This is a genomic window from Rhizobium centroccidentale (assembly GCF_030182565.1).
Classification (GTDB): Bacteria; Pseudomonadota; Alphaproteobacteria; order Rhizobiales; family Rhizobiaceae; genus Rhizobium.
In genome coordinates, this window is the sequence record NZ_JAQJCG010000002.1 from 244,984 (window position 1) to 258,951 (window position 13,968).

General features: G+C 59.4%; 11 protein-coding genes. 9 read left to right on the forward strand and 2 right to left on the reverse strand.

Annotated elements, in window-relative coordinates:
• The 8 genes from PH562_RS03050 (at nt 1) to PH562_RS03085 (ending at nt 9,977) form a co-directional block, all read left to right on the forward strand.
• Entirely contained in the window at nt 1-927 is a 927-nt protein-coding gene (locus PH562_RS03050) for a D-alanine--D-alanine ligase (protein WP_285171368.1), read from the forward strand.
• A complete protein-coding gene (locus PH562_RS03055) occupies nt 915-1,847 on the forward strand; it encodes a cell division protein FtsQ/DivIB (protein ID WP_167077940.1) in 933 nt (310 codons plus the stop codon). Before PH562_RS03050 ends, PH562_RS03055 begins: the two co-directional genes overlap by 13 nt.
• Nucleotides 1,844-3,175, forward strand: a complete 1,332-nt coding sequence (gene ftsA, locus PH562_RS03060; protein ID WP_075850914.1) for a cell division protein FtsA — start codon at nt 1,844-1,846, stop codon at nt 3,173-3,175. Before PH562_RS03055 ends, ftsA begins: the two co-directional genes overlap by 4 nt.
• 102 nt (nt 3,176-3,277) lie before the next feature.
• Nucleotides 3,278-5,014, forward strand: a complete 1,737-nt coding sequence (gene ftsZ, locus PH562_RS03065; protein ID WP_167077942.1) for a cell division protein FtsZ — start codon at nt 3,278-3,280, stop codon at nt 5,012-5,014.
• Nucleotides 5,015-5,344: 330 nt separating this feature from the next.
• Nucleotides 5,345-6,301, forward strand: coding sequence for a UDP-3-O-acyl-N-acetylglucosamine deacetylase (lpxC, locus tag PH562_RS03070; protein WP_285171369.1), 957 nt, complete (start codon nt 5,345-5,347; stop codon nt 6,299-6,301).
• A gap of 287 nt (nt 6,302-6,588) precedes the next feature.
• Nucleotides 6,589-7,458 carry an outer membrane protein assembly factor BamD gene (locus tag PH562_RS03075; RefSeq protein WP_208409191.1) on the forward strand — a complete coding sequence of 290 codons (870 nt, stop codon included), beginning with the start codon at nt 6,589-6,591 and terminating at the stop codon, nt 7,456-7,458.
• A 12-nt stretch (nt 7,459-7,470) separates the two neighbouring features.
• On the forward strand, nt 7,471-9,144 hold the full coding sequence (gene recN, locus PH562_RS03080) for a DNA repair protein RecN (protein WP_285171370.1): 1,674 nt from the start codon (nt 7,471-7,473) through the stop codon (nt 9,142-9,144).
• Between the two features lie 200 nt (nt 9,145-9,344).
• A complete protein-coding gene (locus PH562_RS03085) occupies nt 9,345-9,977 on the forward strand; it encodes a DapH/DapD/GlmU-related protein (protein ID WP_285171371.1) in 633 nt (210 codons plus the stop codon).
• A gap of 21 nt (nt 9,978-9,998) precedes the next feature.
• Here the strand turns inward: PH562_RS03085 and PH562_RS03090 are convergent, their stop codons facing one another.
• Nucleotides 9,999-10,739 (reverse strand): CDP-diacylglycerol diphosphatase, encoded by a 741-nt coding sequence (locus tag PH562_RS03090; RefSeq protein WP_113230518.1) that lies wholly within the window; start codon nt 10,737-10,739, stop codon nt 9,999-10,001.
• 346 nt (nt 10,740-11,085) lie between these two features.
• On the opposite strand from PH562_RS03090, the gene ligA reads away from it, so the two are divergent.
• Nucleotides 11,086-13,236, forward strand: a complete 2,151-nt coding sequence (gene ligA / locus PH562_RS03095) for an NAD-dependent DNA ligase LigA (RefSeq protein ID WP_285171372.1) — start codon at nt 11,086-11,088, stop codon at nt 13,234-13,236.
• 42 nt (nt 13,237-13,278) lie between these two features.
• Here ligA and PH562_RS03100 read toward each other — a convergent pair whose 3' ends face one another.
• Nucleotides 13,279-13,815, reverse strand: a complete 537-nt coding sequence (locus PH562_RS03100) for a GNAT family N-acetyltransferase (protein ID WP_113230520.1) — start codon at nt 13,813-13,815, stop codon at nt 13,279-13,281.
• Nucleotides 13,816-13,968 lie beyond the last annotated feature (153 nt).

Sequence of the window (13,968 nt, forward strand, 5' to 3'; positions counted from 1 at the left end):
ATGGGTGGCAAGCATGTGGCTGTCCTTTTGGGCGGATTTTCCTCGGAGAGGCCTGTCAGCCTGTCCTCGGGAAAGGCATGTGCCGATGCCCTTGAGGCGGAAGGCTTCCAGGTTACCCGTGTGGATGTCGATCATGACGTCGCCAGTCGCTTGGCCGAGTTGAAGCCCGACGTGGTCTTCAATGCATTGCATGGCCCTTTCGGTGAAGACGGTACCATTCAGGGCATTCTGGAATATCTGCAGATTCCCTATACGCATTCCGGCGTGCTTGCCTCGGCTCTTGCGATGGATAAATCGCGTGCGAAGACGGTTGCTGCTGCTGCGGGCATTCCGGTTGCGAGTTCAATCGTCATGGATCGTTTCGCCATTGTCGGCGAGCACCCGATGAAGCCGCCCTATGTCGTCAAGCCGGTGCGCGAGGGATCTAGCTTCGGTGTCGTGATCGTCAAGGAAGATCAGGCGCATCCGCCGCAGATCGTTACTTCGGCCGAATGGCGCTATGGCGACGAGGTTCTGGTCGAGCGCTATATCCACGGACGTGAGCTGACCTGCGGTGTGATGGATGGCAAGGTTCTGGGTGTTACGGAGATCGTGCCGCTCGGCCACAGCTTCTATGATTATGACGCCAAGTACGCCAAGGGTGGCTCAAAACATGTCTTGCCGGCGGAAATTTCACCGAATCTTTACCAAAAGATACAAACATTATCGTTAAGGGCGCATGAAGCTATCGGCTGCCGCGGTGTTAGTCGATCTGACTTCCGTTTTGACGATCGCTTTTTCGAAGAGGGCGAACTTGTCTGGTTGGAGATCAACACCCAGCCCGGCATGACTCCTACCTCCCTGGTGCCTGAAATGGCCGCTCATGCCGGCTACTCTTTTGGTGAATTTCTCCGGTGGATGGTGGAGGACGCGTCTTGTTTGCGCTGACGGTCAAAAATATGAGGCGGTCCCGTCATCGCGTCCCGCTCGCCATCGACGACGTCGAGGACGCATTCGTCCTGCCGCGTCCGCTGCGCCGTGCCGTTCGCTTCCTGGTCAGTCTCGGTTCGGGTCGCATCAATATTCCGGCTCACACGGGTACGGTCTCGACCCTCGTTCTACTTGCGGCGACTGGCCTTTATGGCATGTCCGTTGGCGGCCACACCCAGGCGGTCGCGGAGGCAACCACCTCTGCTGCCGGCTTTGCGATCGAGGATGTAAAAGTCTCCGGCAATGACGAGACCTCCGAAATTGAAATCCTGCAGCTGCTCGGTCTTGATGGTACGACTTCGCTCGTTGCCCTAAATGCCGATGCGGCCCGCCAGAAGATCGCCAACCTGCCCTGGGTTCAGGATGTCGAGGTTCGCAAGGTCTATCCAAAGGCCGTCGAAGTGAAGCTCAAGGAGCGCAAGGCCTATGCCATTTGGCAGCACGGTTCGGAGCTTTCGCTAATCGAGAAGGATGGCAGCGTGATTGCGCCGCTGCGTGACAACAAGTTTGCAAAGCTGCCGCTCTTCGTCGGCCGTGATGCTGAAACCGCGGCTGCCTCCATTGACGACCAATTTGCGAAGTGGCCCGAAATTCGCGGTCACGTGAAGGCTTTTGTGCGTGTCGCCGGTCGCCGCTGGGATCTCTATCTGGACAACGGCGTGATCATCAAATTGCCGGAAGACAATATTGATGACGCACTCGCGCGGCTGACCAAGCTCGACAAGGATCAAAATCTTTTGCAGCGCGATATCGCTGCCGTCGACCTTCGTATCGATGATCGTACCGCCATTGAGTTAACCCCGGATGCCGCAGTTCGTCGCCAGGCCGCAGTCGATGCAAGAAACAAGGCTTTGAAGAAAGCAGGTCAGGATACATGAGCTTATTTGGTTCGTCCCATTTCGGCCTGCCTCGGTTGAAGCCGCTCTCTTCGAAGCGGTCGCATATCGTGTCGGTCCTCGACATCGGCTCGACGAAGGTCGTTTGCATGATCGGCCGGCTGACGCCGCGCGAGGAGAGCCAGGTTCTCCCGAACCGCACGCACAATATCGAGATCATCGGTATCGGCCATCAGCGTTCACGCGGCATCAAGACCGGTGTGATCGCCGATCTCGACGCCTTGGAAGGTGTCGTCCGGCTTGCGGTCGATGCCGCCGAGCGCATGGCGGGCCTCACGGTCGACAGCCTGATCGTCAATGTTTCGGCTGGCCGTCTCGGCAGCGATATCTACACCGCGACCATCGATCTCGGCGGTCAGGAAGTCGAAGCCAACGATCTCAAGAAGGTTCTGGCCGCGGCCTGCCAGCAGTCGGTCCGCCAGGAGCGTGCCGTCCTGCATTCGCTGGCGACCGGTTACTCCCTGGACGGCGAGCGCGGTATCCGCGATCCGCTGGCGATGTTCGGCGACGCGCTTGGTGTCGATATGCATGTGGTAACGGCCGAGCGTGCGGCACTTCGCAATCTGGAGCTCTGTATCAACCGTGCGCATCTCTCGGTCGAAGGCATGGTGGCAACACCTTATGCCAGCGGTCTTGCGGCTCTGGTCGACGATGAGGTCGAGCTTGGCTGCGCTGCGATCGACATGGGTGGTGGCACGACGACGATTTCGGTCTTTGCCGAGGGCAAGCTGGTGCACACCGATGCCGTCAGCCTTGGCGGCCACCATGTCACCACCGATCTTGCCCGTGGCCTTTCCACCCGCATCGAGGATGCGGAGCGCCTGAAGGTCGTTCATGCTTCGGCGCTCGCGAATTCTTCGGAAGAGCGTGAACTGATTTCCATCCCGCCGATCGGCGAAGACGAGCGTGATCAGCCGACACAAGTGCCGAAGGCGCTGGTGTCGCGCATCGTCAAGGCTCGCATCGAGGAAACCCTCGAGCTCATTCGCGATCGCATCCAGCGTTCGGGCTTCAGCCCGATCGTCGGCAAGCGCGTCGTCCTGACGGGTGGCGCGAGCCAGCTGACCGGTTTGCCCGATGTGGCACGCCGTGTTCTTGCCCGCAATGTCCGCATCGGTCGTCCGATGGGCGTGTCTGGTTTGCCGACGGCAGCCAAGGGGCCGGCTTTTTCGACCGCGGTCGGTCTGATGATCTATCCGCAGGTCGCAGACATGGAAACACATGCGCCGAGCAGCGGTCTGCTCTCGTCGTTTGGAGGTAACAACAGCCGGATCGGCCGCGTCGGCCAATGGCTGAAAGAGAGTTTTTGAGTGCCTGATCCCGGAGTTCATTCCGGGGCAAGCGTCAGGCAAGTGAAATCGAGTGAATTGGCCGGCGTGGCGATGCGGCCATAAAGAGAAGGAACGGGTACAATGACTATCAAGCTGCATAAGCCAGATATCACCGAGCTTAAGCCGCGAATCACCGTCTTCGGTGTCGGTGGCGGTGGCGGCAATGCCGTCAACAACATGATCACGGCAGGCTTGCAGGGCGTCGATTTCGTCGTCGCCAACACGGATGCTCAGGCGCTGACCATGACGAAGGCAGAGCGGATCATCCAGCTCGGCGTCAATGTCACGGAAGGTCTCGGCGCCGGCTCGCAGCCGGAAGTCGGCCGTGCAGCTGCCGAAGAGTGCATCGATGAAATCATCGATCACCTGAACGGTACGCACATGTGCTTCGTCACCGCCGGCATGGGCGGCGGTACGGGTACGGGTGCCGCTCCTGTCGTCGCGCAGGCGGCTCGCAACAAGGGCATCCTGACTGTCGGTGTTGTGACCAAGCCGTTCCACTTCGAAGGTGGTCGCCGCATGCGTCTTGCCGAGCAGGGTATCCAGGAACTGCAGAAGTCGGTCGACACGCTGATCGTCATTCCGAACCAGAATCTGTTCCGCATCGCCAACGACAAGACGACTTTCGCCGACGCGTTCTCGATGGCCGACCAGGTTCTCTATTCGGGCGTTGCCTGCATCACCGACCTGATGGTGAAGGAAGGTCTCATCAACCTCGACTTTGCCGACGTCCGTTCGGTCATGCGCGAAATGGGCCGCGCCATGATGGGTACCGGCGAGGCTTCCGGCCAGGGTCGTGCAATGCAGGCCGCTGAAGCCGCCATTGCCAACCCGCTGCTCGACGAAACCTCGATGAAGGGCGCACAAGGCCTGCTGATCTCGATCACCGGCGGCCGTGACCTGACCCTGTTCGAAGTCGACGAAGCTGCAACCCGCATCCGCGAAGAAGTCGATCCTGACGCCAACATCATCCTGGGCGCCACCTTCGACGAATCGCTTGAGGGCATCATCCGCGTTTCTGTCGTCGCAACGGGCATCGATCGCGCGATGAACGAGGCTTCCGACCGGGGCATGGAATTCCGCCCGGCCGCAAAGCCTGCTATGCGTCCTTCCGCGGCCGCCGCTCCGGCAGCGGCCGCAGTTCAGCCTGCCCACGTCTCGCAGGCCCAAACCGCACAGGCTGCCGCTCCGGCTCCTCGTACCGTGGATCCGGTCGCTCAGACCATTCGTGCGGCAGAAGCCGATCTCGAGCGTGAGCTGGAATTCCAGATGAGCCGGCAGGCTCAGGCGCCGCAACAGCCGGTCATGCAACAGGCCGCAGCGCCGGAAGATAACTTCCGTCCGCAGAGCCGCATCTTCGCAGCCGCTCCGGAACCTCAGCCGGTTCGTCAGGCCCCGGTTCAGCCACAGCCGCAGGCACCGGTCATGCATCAGCAGCCGGTCATCCGTCAGGCTCCCGAGCAGGTCCGCATGCCGAAGGTCGAGGATTTCCCGCCGGTCGTTAAGGCTGAAATGGAACATCGCGCCCAGCCGGCCGCTGCCCAGGCGACCGAAGAGCGCGGCCCGATGGGGCTGCTGAAGCGAATCACCAATTCGCTCGGCCGCCGCGAAGAAGATCCGGCCTTCGACGACATGATGGCTTCGACGAACAATGCCGCTCCGCAGCAGCGTCGTACGCCGTCGCAGGAAGCGAGCCTCTATGCTCCACGCCGTGGCAATCTCGACGATCAGGGCCGACCGGTTCCGCAGGCGCGCATGGCAAGCCATGAGGACGATCAGCTCGAGATTCCGGCCTTCCTGCGCCGCCAGTCGAACTGACCCGCAACAGGCAGCCCTTTAATAGGTTGCTAACCATATTGGAGAAATCCGGGGCCGAAAGGCTCCGGATTTTCTTATTTTATAACGATTGTCTTATTTAAAATTATCCAACGAATTCAATTGGCTGCTTTCGTAACAAAACGAAAGAAACAGTGATTTGGAATGCGATGCCCTGGCGCGTATGTAGATATCAAGCAAGCCCGCTGAATCACATTCGGTGACGAATGTATGTGAGGTGCGTGGCATAGTTAACAGACTGAACCGGCAATAAAGGGTAAGCGTCCGAAGATGACCGCCCGGCCTGGATCAGACAGACGAAGGCAGAATTACATGGCAATTGGATTGCTTGGTTTTCAGACCACCATTGCAAACCCTGTGACACTTTCCGGTATTGGCGTTCATTCCGGTGCCAACGTGTCGATCACCTTCTACCCCGCCGAAGCCGGCAGCGGTGTCGTTTTCCAGCGCCTGCATGACAATGGCGATGTGACCGAACTGCGCGCCGTTTCCTCGCAGGTCGGCAATACGGATCTCTGCACGGTTCTCGGTTTTTCTCCGGCGCGCTCCGTTGCGACGGTCGAGCACGTCATGGCTGCGATCTATGCGATCGGCCTCGATAACGTCGTCGTCGAGGTGTCCGGTGCGGAAATGCCGATCATGGACGGCAGCTCCTATCCCTTCATCGAGGCGATCGAACAGGCGGGTGTCGTCTCGCTCGGTGTCAAGCGTCGCTACATCCGCGTGATCAAGCCGGTGCGGATCGAGGCCGGCGGTTCCTGGTGTGAGTTCCGGCCCTATGACGGCACGCGCTTCGAAGTCGAGATCGACTTCGAATGCCCGCTGATCGGCCGCCAGAAGTGGGAAGGCGATCTGACCGCTGAGACCTTCAAGACTGAACTGTCGCGTGCCCGTACCTTCGGCTTCATGCGCGATGTCGAACCTCTCTGGGCTTCGGGCCATGCGCTGGGTTCGTCGCTGGAAAATTCGGTCGTCATTTCGGACGATAACACCGTCATCAATGTCGAAGGCCTGCGTTATCCCAAGGACGAGTTCGTCCGCCACAAGACGCTCGATGCCGTTGGCGATCTGGCTCTGGCCGGCGCTCAGTTCATTGGTTGCTATCGCTCCTATCGCGGCGGCCATCGCATGAATGCGAATGCTCTGAAGGCATTGCTCAGCGACGCTTCGGCTTACGAGGTCGTCGAAACCTCTGCACCGCGTCAGCGCGGTCATGGTCGCGAGTTCATCGCAGTCAACGCTCCTGAATTCGCTCCCTGGTCGGCGTGATTTTTTCGGGATCGAAATGAGACAAAGCTGCCGCTCTGATGAAGGGCGGCTCTTTTTTTGGCGGCGACTCATCGGGTCTGCCTTCGCTCGCGATGTGGCGGTATGCGGAAGGGACGGTATGAGAAATCGCTGTCAAAACAGTGATTAAAGGCTGCGGATATGCGGTCTTTGCCACAAAAATGCGTTAATGCACCATCAATGCGTTGCCCTGATGGTGTTTTTGCGGCTAGAAACGCCAGCGAGAGAGAACGCCGTCTCCGCAACGACGGCTATGGGACAGTCATCCGATGGGTTTTGCAAGGTCTGAACGCATGAATATCACAGCACGGGCTTTGCTCGTATCGCTCCTTCTGGCCGGTACCGGTGCGGTGGTGACGGGATGTAATACGAAAAAGGATATCGACATCACCAAGCTCGGTGTCGAGACCGATCCGCCGGAGATGCTCTACAATCAGGGCCTTGCCAACATCAAGGCCGGCAACATGACCGAGGCCGGCAAGAAGTTCGATGCCATCAACCAGCAGCAACCTTTCTCCGAATGGGCGCGCAAGGCATTGGTGATGAGCACCTTCGTGAAATACCGCACAGGTCGCTATGATGAGGCGGTACAGACCGGCAATACCTATCTCAAGCAATATCCGGGCTCGGAAGATGCCGACTATGTGCAGTATCTGGTCGGTTCGTCCTATGCCAAGCAGATCGTCGACGTGACGCAGGACCAGCGTGCGGCGCAGCAGACGATCGAGGCGATGACCAAGCTCGTCAACACCTATCCGAAGTCGCAATATGTCAGCGACGCTCAGGAAAAGATCCGCTTTGCCAAGGATCAGCTTGCAGGCAAGGAAATGCAGGTCGGCCGCTATTATCTGGAGCGCAAGGATTATCTGGCTGCCATCTCCCGCTTCCGCGTGGTGGTGGAGCAGTATCCGACGACGAACCAGATCGAAGAAGCCCTGGCGCGACTCGTCGAAGCTTATTATGCAATGGGTATCGTACCCGAAGCGCAAACGGCAGCTGCCGTTCTCGGCCACAACTATCCGGACAGCCGCTGGTATAAGGATTCCTATCAGCTGCTGCAGAAGGGCGGCGTGGAGCCGAGCGAAAATTCGGGCTCCTGGATTTCCAGAGCGGGCAAGAAACTTCTTCTTGGGACGTGAGATTGAGCGCATATGCTGATCCAGCTTTCGATCCGCGATATCGTTTTGATCGAGCGGCTGGATCTTGCCTTCGAGTCCGGACTTTCGGTGTTGACCGGCGAGACGGGTGCGGGCAAATCCATCCTGCTTGACAGTCTGTCGCTGGCCCTTGGCGGGCGCGGCGATGGCGGGCTCGTGCGCCATGGCGAGGATCGCGGCCAGGTGACTGCGGTTTTCGATGTCGGTACACAGCATCCGGCGCGCAAGCTCCTGCGCGAAAATGGCATCGACGATGATGGCGATCTGATTTTCCGTCGTGTCCAATCCGCCGATGGCCGCACCAAGGCCTTTGTCAACGACCAGGCGCTCAGTGTGCAGCTCATGCGTCAGATCGGCCAGCTCCTCGTCGAAATTCACGGTCAGCATGATGACCGCGCCCTTGTCGATACCGACGCGCACCGCACCTTGCTGGACGCCTTTGCCGGCCTTGCCGAAGAGGCACAGGAGGTCGCCAAGCTGCACAAAATCTGGCGCGATACCGATCGCACCTTGAAGAAGCATCGCGAGCAGGTCGAGAAGGCTGCGCGTGAAGCGGACTATCTCCGCGCCTCCGTCGAGGAGCTGGAGAAGCTCTCGCCGCAGGATGGCGAGGAGGATGAACTGGCTGAGAAGCGCTCGCGGATGATGAAGGCCGAGCGCATTGCCGGCGATATCGCCGAGGCTTCCGAATTCCTCAATGGGAACGCATCGCCCGTGCCGCATATCGCATCGCTGGTGCGCCGATTGGAGCGCAAGAGCCACGAAGCGCCGGGTTTGCTCGAAGATACCGTGGCGCTGCTCGATGCCGCTCTCGACCAGCTGTCCAACGCACAGATGGAAGTGGAGACAGCACTCCGCAAGACGGAATATGATCCTCGCGAACTGGAGCGGGTCGAAGAGCGTCTCTTCGCGTTGCGGGGCGCCTCGCGTAAATATTCCGTGCCGGTGACGGAACTGCCGGCCCTGGCCGCACGCATGATTTCGGATCTCGCTGATCTCGATGCCGGCGAAGAGCGGCTGGCGCGTCTTACCGCCGAGCTTTCCGCCGCCAAGACGGATTACGATGTTGCCGCGCGCAGTCTGTCAGAGAAACGTCGCCATGCCGGCGAGGCTCTTGCCTCAGCCGTCATGGCCGAATTGCCGGCCCTTAAGCTTGAGCGCGCGCGTTTCATGGTGGAGATATCAAGCGACCCAGAGGCCGGGACGGCCGATGGCATCGACGTCGTCGAATTTCACGTGCAGACGAACCCTGGTACGCGGCCAGGACCGATCACCAAGGTTGCCTCAGGCGGCGAACTGTCACGCTTCCTGCTGGCGCTGAAGGTGGCGCTCGCCGATCGCGGCTCGGCGCCGACCCTCGTCTTCGACGAAATCGACACCGGCGTCGGCGGCGCGGTGGCCGATGCCATCGGCCAGCGGCTGAAGCGCCTTTCCGATCGCGTACAGGTGCTGTCGGTCACCCACGCCCCGCAGGTCGCGGCTCGCGCTGCAACGCATCTCCTGATCTCCAAGGGACCGGTCGCGGACGGCTCGGAAAAGATTTCCACACGCGTTGCCACCATGGAACCGAAGGATCGTACCGAGGAAATCGCCCGCATGCTCGCGGGTGCTTCGGTAACCGAAGAGGCGAGGGCAGCCGCCAAGCGCTTGCTAGCCGGTAACGGGTGATCTCTCCCATGGCGACGTCCGAGGCAGATGCCGGCGACCACTTGCCCGAAGCAGACATAGCAGCAAGGTCAGCGATTATAGCGCTGACGCGCGCCTGAACTCGTCATCTGCCACCGACGTCTTGCCTCGGTTTTCGACGGTCTTGCGTCATATAGCCTTCATCGTCCCCGGTTAGGCAGGCCAGAATCCGGAGAACGTCAATGCACTCAACCGCACAGCCCAATCGCCCAAAAATCGGAGAAACCGTTATTCACTCGACGGCGAACGTAAGGGATTCGAGCATAGGCAGATGCTGCGAGATTTTAGCCGACACATCTCTGCACACGGCCGAACTGGGGGATTTTTCCTACTTGGGGCCGCGCTGCATTGTCGGTGACGCAACGATTGGAAAGTTTTGTGCCATTGCGGCGGAGGTCAGAATTGGCGCTCCCAATCACCCGATGGACCGGCCGTCCATGCATCGCTTCACCTATTGTCCGGAATATTACGCGGCGGGCGCCGTGCGGGACCACGCCTTTTTCGATCGGCGAAAGGAAGACCGCGCCGTCATCGGCAACGATGTCTGGATTGGTCATGGCGTGATCGTTTTGCCGGGCGTAAAGGTTGGAGACGGCGCCGTGCTTGCAGCGGGTGCGGTCATCACGAAAGATGTCCAACCATATACTGTCGTCGGCGGTATTCCCGCCAAATTCATTCGAGAGCGGTTTTCGCGAAGTATCGCAGAGAGACTTACGTCCATTGCCTGGTGGGATTGGCCGTTCGAAACCATCATGGAGCGGCTTGTCGATTTTCAGTCAAGCGACATAGAAGCCTTTTGCGAGCGCTGGTCTTGATCCGCGTCTGAGCAACATGCATTAGAGCTGGCATTTAGGATCGATCATATCCTCCGCCGACCCGCGGGATTTGTGCGCTTCGTTTATTCTCGCGAGAATATAGAAGCCACGCTGTCCGTCCGGCAATATCGAGCCAAAGACGCCGACCACGACGTTTTCCATATTTGAACGGGCGCCATCAACGCCGTCTGCGACGAGCTTCAGCGGGTTCAAATTCGAGAGGTCATCGGCTGCATGGAAGGTTGCCCACCAACCAGCTCGCGTCTTCAGGTCCGTAAACCGGCCGCTTTCAATTTCCGTCACATGGGCCTTCAAGAGCGCCCTAAAGCGAGGCGTCTCGCACCCCATGTGGATATGAAGTCGGTCTTGTGTGCGCCAACTGGCTGCGTTTATCGCCAGGGCAAAATTCTGTCGCGAAGCTTTCATTGCACGCGGATCGGTCGCTGACAGCTCTCTCCACGCTTCGTCAAAATAGTTCGGCGCTCCCGTGGCCAGAAGGCGTGGGTCCTCGATGCCGGGTACATCGGCGAGCGGTGCAAGAATGGTTCGCTCTTTGTCGGCCGGCTCGCGAAGAACAACGTATGAAGACAATGGCTCCTGCGACCGGACTATCTTGAGGCACGGATATGGTGAGCCTGTCAGGGTAGAGTTGACTTCGCAAGCTCTAACGACCAGCCCTAAAGCAGAGCGGCTGACGAACGAGCTCATGATCAAAACTGCAGCGATGAGAAAAATGGAGAGAACGGCAAGGCGATGCTTCATGCGTGATTTCGAATTTCTGCTGACGATCCGATCATTTCCAGAGGTCTCTCGTTCTCATAATAACTTATCTTAAATCGCCTGCGATAGGCGGGGAAGGGCCGCAGTCCAGGAATTGGGAAGAGAATTCCACCAAGGCTGTATCGAGGCCGATGTTTCCCGCATCTGTAACACCAAGAACGGCCGATCATGGCGTAAAGTTGTCGTGAACGCTACCATGATGGTTATCGGCGTTCGGTAACTGAAATGCAGATTTTCCCTTTGTTTTTCCGTGTTCCGGACCGAAAACCGCTTCCCACTTTTTACGGAAGTGCTCTAAAACATCTTCAAAATCGGGGAGTGTAGATTCATGAGCACCGAACAGAAGCCTGTCGAGGATTTGACCGAAGAGGAAGCGGCCGCGGCGCTTGCCTATCTAGCTGCGGAGATCGCGCGCAACGATGCGCTTTACCACGGCAAGGATGCGCCTGAGATTTCGGATGCGGAGTATGATGCGCTGAAGCGGCGCAATGATGCCATCGAGGCGCGGTTTCCCGCATTGATTCGCGCCGATAGCCCGTCGCGGCGGGTCGGCGCGGCGCCATCTGAGACGTTTGCTCCCGTCGTCCATGCAAGACCGATGCTCTCGCTCGACAACACGTTCTCGCAGGAGGATGTCGAGGATTTCGTCGCCAGCGTCTATCGTTTCCTCGGCCGCCTGCCGGATAATTCGATTGCCTTTACTGCTGAGCCGAAGATCGACGGCCTTTCCATGTCGATCCGCTACGAGAATGGCCGCATGGTCAGCGCCGCGACGCGCGGCGACGGCACGACCGGCGAGAATGTCACCGCCAATATCAGGACCATCCAGGAAATCCCGCAGACCTTGCCCGCAGGCGCTCCTGCCGTCGTCGAAGTGCGCGGTGAGGTCTACATGGCCAAGAGCGATTTCCTGGCGCTCAACGCGCAAATGGAAGCTGAAGGCAAGCAGACCTATGTCAATCCGCGCAACACCGCGGCAGGATCGCTGCGTCAGCTCGACGCGAAGGTGACGGCGAGCCGCAAGTTGAAATTCTTTGCGTATGCCTGGGGCGAGATGTCGGACATGCCGGCCGATACGCAATACGGCATGGTGCAGACCTTCAAATCCTGGGGCTTTCCGGTCAACCCGTTGATGGAGCGCTTGAATTCGGTTGCCGATATTCTCGCGCATTACGATCAGATAGGGCTGCAGCGGCCGGATCTCGATTATGATATCGACGGTGTCGTCTACAAGGTCGATAGCCTGGAACTGCAGGCTCGCCTTGGTTTCCGCTCGCGCTCGCCGCGCTGGGCGACCGCGCATAAATTCCCGGCGGAGCAGGCCTTCACGCGTCTGGTCGGGATCGATATCCAGGTCGGCCGCACCGGCGCGCTGACGCCGGTCGCGCGATTGGAGCCGATCACGGTCGGCGGCGTCGTCGTGACCAATGCGACCCTTCATAATGCCGACTACATCAAGGGTATCGGCAACAAGGGCGAGCCGATCCGCGATGGCCGTGATATCCGCGTCGGCGATATTGTGATCGTGCAGCGGGCTGGCGACGTTATCCCGCAGATCGTCGATGTTGTCCTGGAGAAGCGGGAGGCGTCGAGCGCGCCCTATGAATTTCCTAAGGTCTGCCCCGTCTGCGGCAGCCATGCTGTGCGCGATATCAACGAGAAGACCGGTAAGGTCGACGCTGTCACGCGTTGCACCGGCGGCTTCATCTGTCGGGCGCAGGCGACCGAGCATCTCAAGCATTTCGTTTCGCGCAATGCCTATGACATCGAGGGGCTTGGCTCGAAGCAGATCGATTTCTTTTTCGAAAGCGACGATCCGGCGCTGCAGATCAGGATCGCGCCTGATATCTTCACTTTGGAAAAGCGCCAGCAGGCATCGCTTGCGAAGCTGGAAAATATCGACGGCTTCGGCAAGGTGAGTGTTGGCAAGCTTTATGCCGCGATCAATGAGCGGCGCCAGATCGCCCTGCATCGCTTCATCTTTGCGCTTGGCATCCGCCATGTCGGCGAGACGACGGCCAAGTTGCTTGCGCGGTCCTACGGCACTTATGCCGCCTTCGAGGCAGGAATGAAGGAAGCGGCACCCCTTAGCGGTGATGCGTGGAATGACCTCAACAATATAGAGGGTATCGGTGAAGTGGTGGCGCGGGCCATCGTCGAATTCTATAAGGAGCCGCGCAATATCGAAGTTATCGCGAAGCTCCTGGAAGAAGTGCAGCCGCAGGAGGCCGAGCAGCCGGTGACTTCTGGCAGCCCCGTCGCTGGCAAGACCGTCGTCTTTACCGGCTCGCTGGAAAAATTCACCCGCGACGAGGCTAAGGCGAAGGCTGAGAGCCTGGGAGCCAAGGTTTCCGGCTCGGTGTCGAAGAAGACCGATATCGTCGTGGCCGGGCCGGGCGCCGGCTCGAAGCTCGACAAGGCGCGCGAGTTCAATGTCCAGGTCATGACCGAGGATGAGTGGCTGGATTTGATCGACTGATGATGGGGGGCGGCGGAATCGCATCCGCCGCCGCGCGATTGCTCACAATCTCAGCCGCGCCATGGTGAGCGCATCCACATATTCGCCGTTGCGGAAACCGAAGGCGCGTAGGCGACCCTCGGTTTCGAATCCGAATTTCTCGTAGAGGCCGATCGCCCGCGCGTTGTCGACATAGACGGTCAGTTCCAGCCGCTTGATCGCCAGCCAATTGTCCGCGGTATCGATAAGCGCGCCCAATAGCGCGGAGCCGATGCCGCAGCTGGTAAAGTCGTCATGCACGCCCATGCCGATATTGCCGCTGTGAATCCGCCGGCCGGCAAGGCGTTGCATGCCGGCATTGCCGACGATCTGCCCATCAAGCACGGCGACGAGCCTGACGGCGTTGGCATCATGCTTGTCCAGCCACCGTTGCGTCTCTTCGGTGCTTTGGAAAGGCAGCCGCAGCGTGCCGGCGCGAAAGCCGGGAAGATTGGCGATCGCGGCGATCCCTTCGGCATCGGATGGGCGTGCTGCGCGAATCTCGACTGAGCCAAATTTTTTTGATCGTCGCTCGTCCGGTTCTTGCTGCTCGGAATTCATGGGCTCTCCTTTGACAATGGGGAGGAGAGCAAGGAGGCTTCAACCCTGCTCGCCTCGGCAGGGTTGAGATGGATCGCGGTCAGCTCAGCGCAACACAGCTTCCACTCGCCCTGCAAAGGGAGAGATGGTGTGAAGGTGTGTCACCATGGTGCG

What these genes read in the sequence shown, in the direction of transcription:
- PH562_RS03050 (WP_285171368.1), top strand. Translation starts at nt 1, where the DNA reads ATGGGTGGCAAGCATGTGGCTGTCCTTTTGGGCGGATTTTCCTCGGAG.
- ftsA (WP_075850914.1), top strand. Translation starts at nt 1,844, where the DNA reads ATGAGCTTATTTGGTTCGTCCCATTTCGGCCTGCCTCGGTTGAAGCCG.
- ftsZ (WP_167077942.1), top strand. Translation starts at nt 3,278, where the DNA reads ATGACTATCAAGCTGCATAAGCCAGATATCACCGAGCTTAAGCCGCGA.
- lpxC (WP_285171369.1), top strand. Translation starts at nt 5,345, where the DNA reads ATGGCAATTGGATTGCTTGGTTTTCAGACCACCATTGCAAACCCTGTG.
- PH562_RS03075 (WP_208409191.1), top strand. Translation starts at nt 6,589, where the DNA reads ATGGGTTTTGCAAGGTCTGAACGCATGAATATCACAGCACGGGCTTTG.
- recN (WP_285171370.1), top strand. Translation starts at nt 7,471, where the DNA reads ATGCTGATCCAGCTTTCGATCCGCGATATCGTTTTGATCGAGCGGCTG.
- PH562_RS03085 (WP_285171371.1), top strand. Translation starts at nt 9,345, where the DNA reads ATGCACTCAACCGCACAGCCCAATCGCCCAAAAATCGGAGAAACCGTT.
- PH562_RS03090 (WP_113230518.1), bottom strand. Translation starts at nt 10,739, where the DNA reads ATGAAGCATCGCCTTGCCGTTCTCTCCATTTTTCTCATCGCTGCAGTT.
- ligA (WP_285171372.1), top strand. Translation starts at nt 11,086, where the DNA reads ATGAGCACCGAACAGAAGCCTGTCGAGGATTTGACCGAAGAGGAAGCG.
- PH562_RS03100 (WP_113230520.1), bottom strand. Translation starts at nt 13,815, where the DNA reads ATGAATTCCGAGCAGCAAGAACCGGACGAGCGACGATCAAAAAAATTT.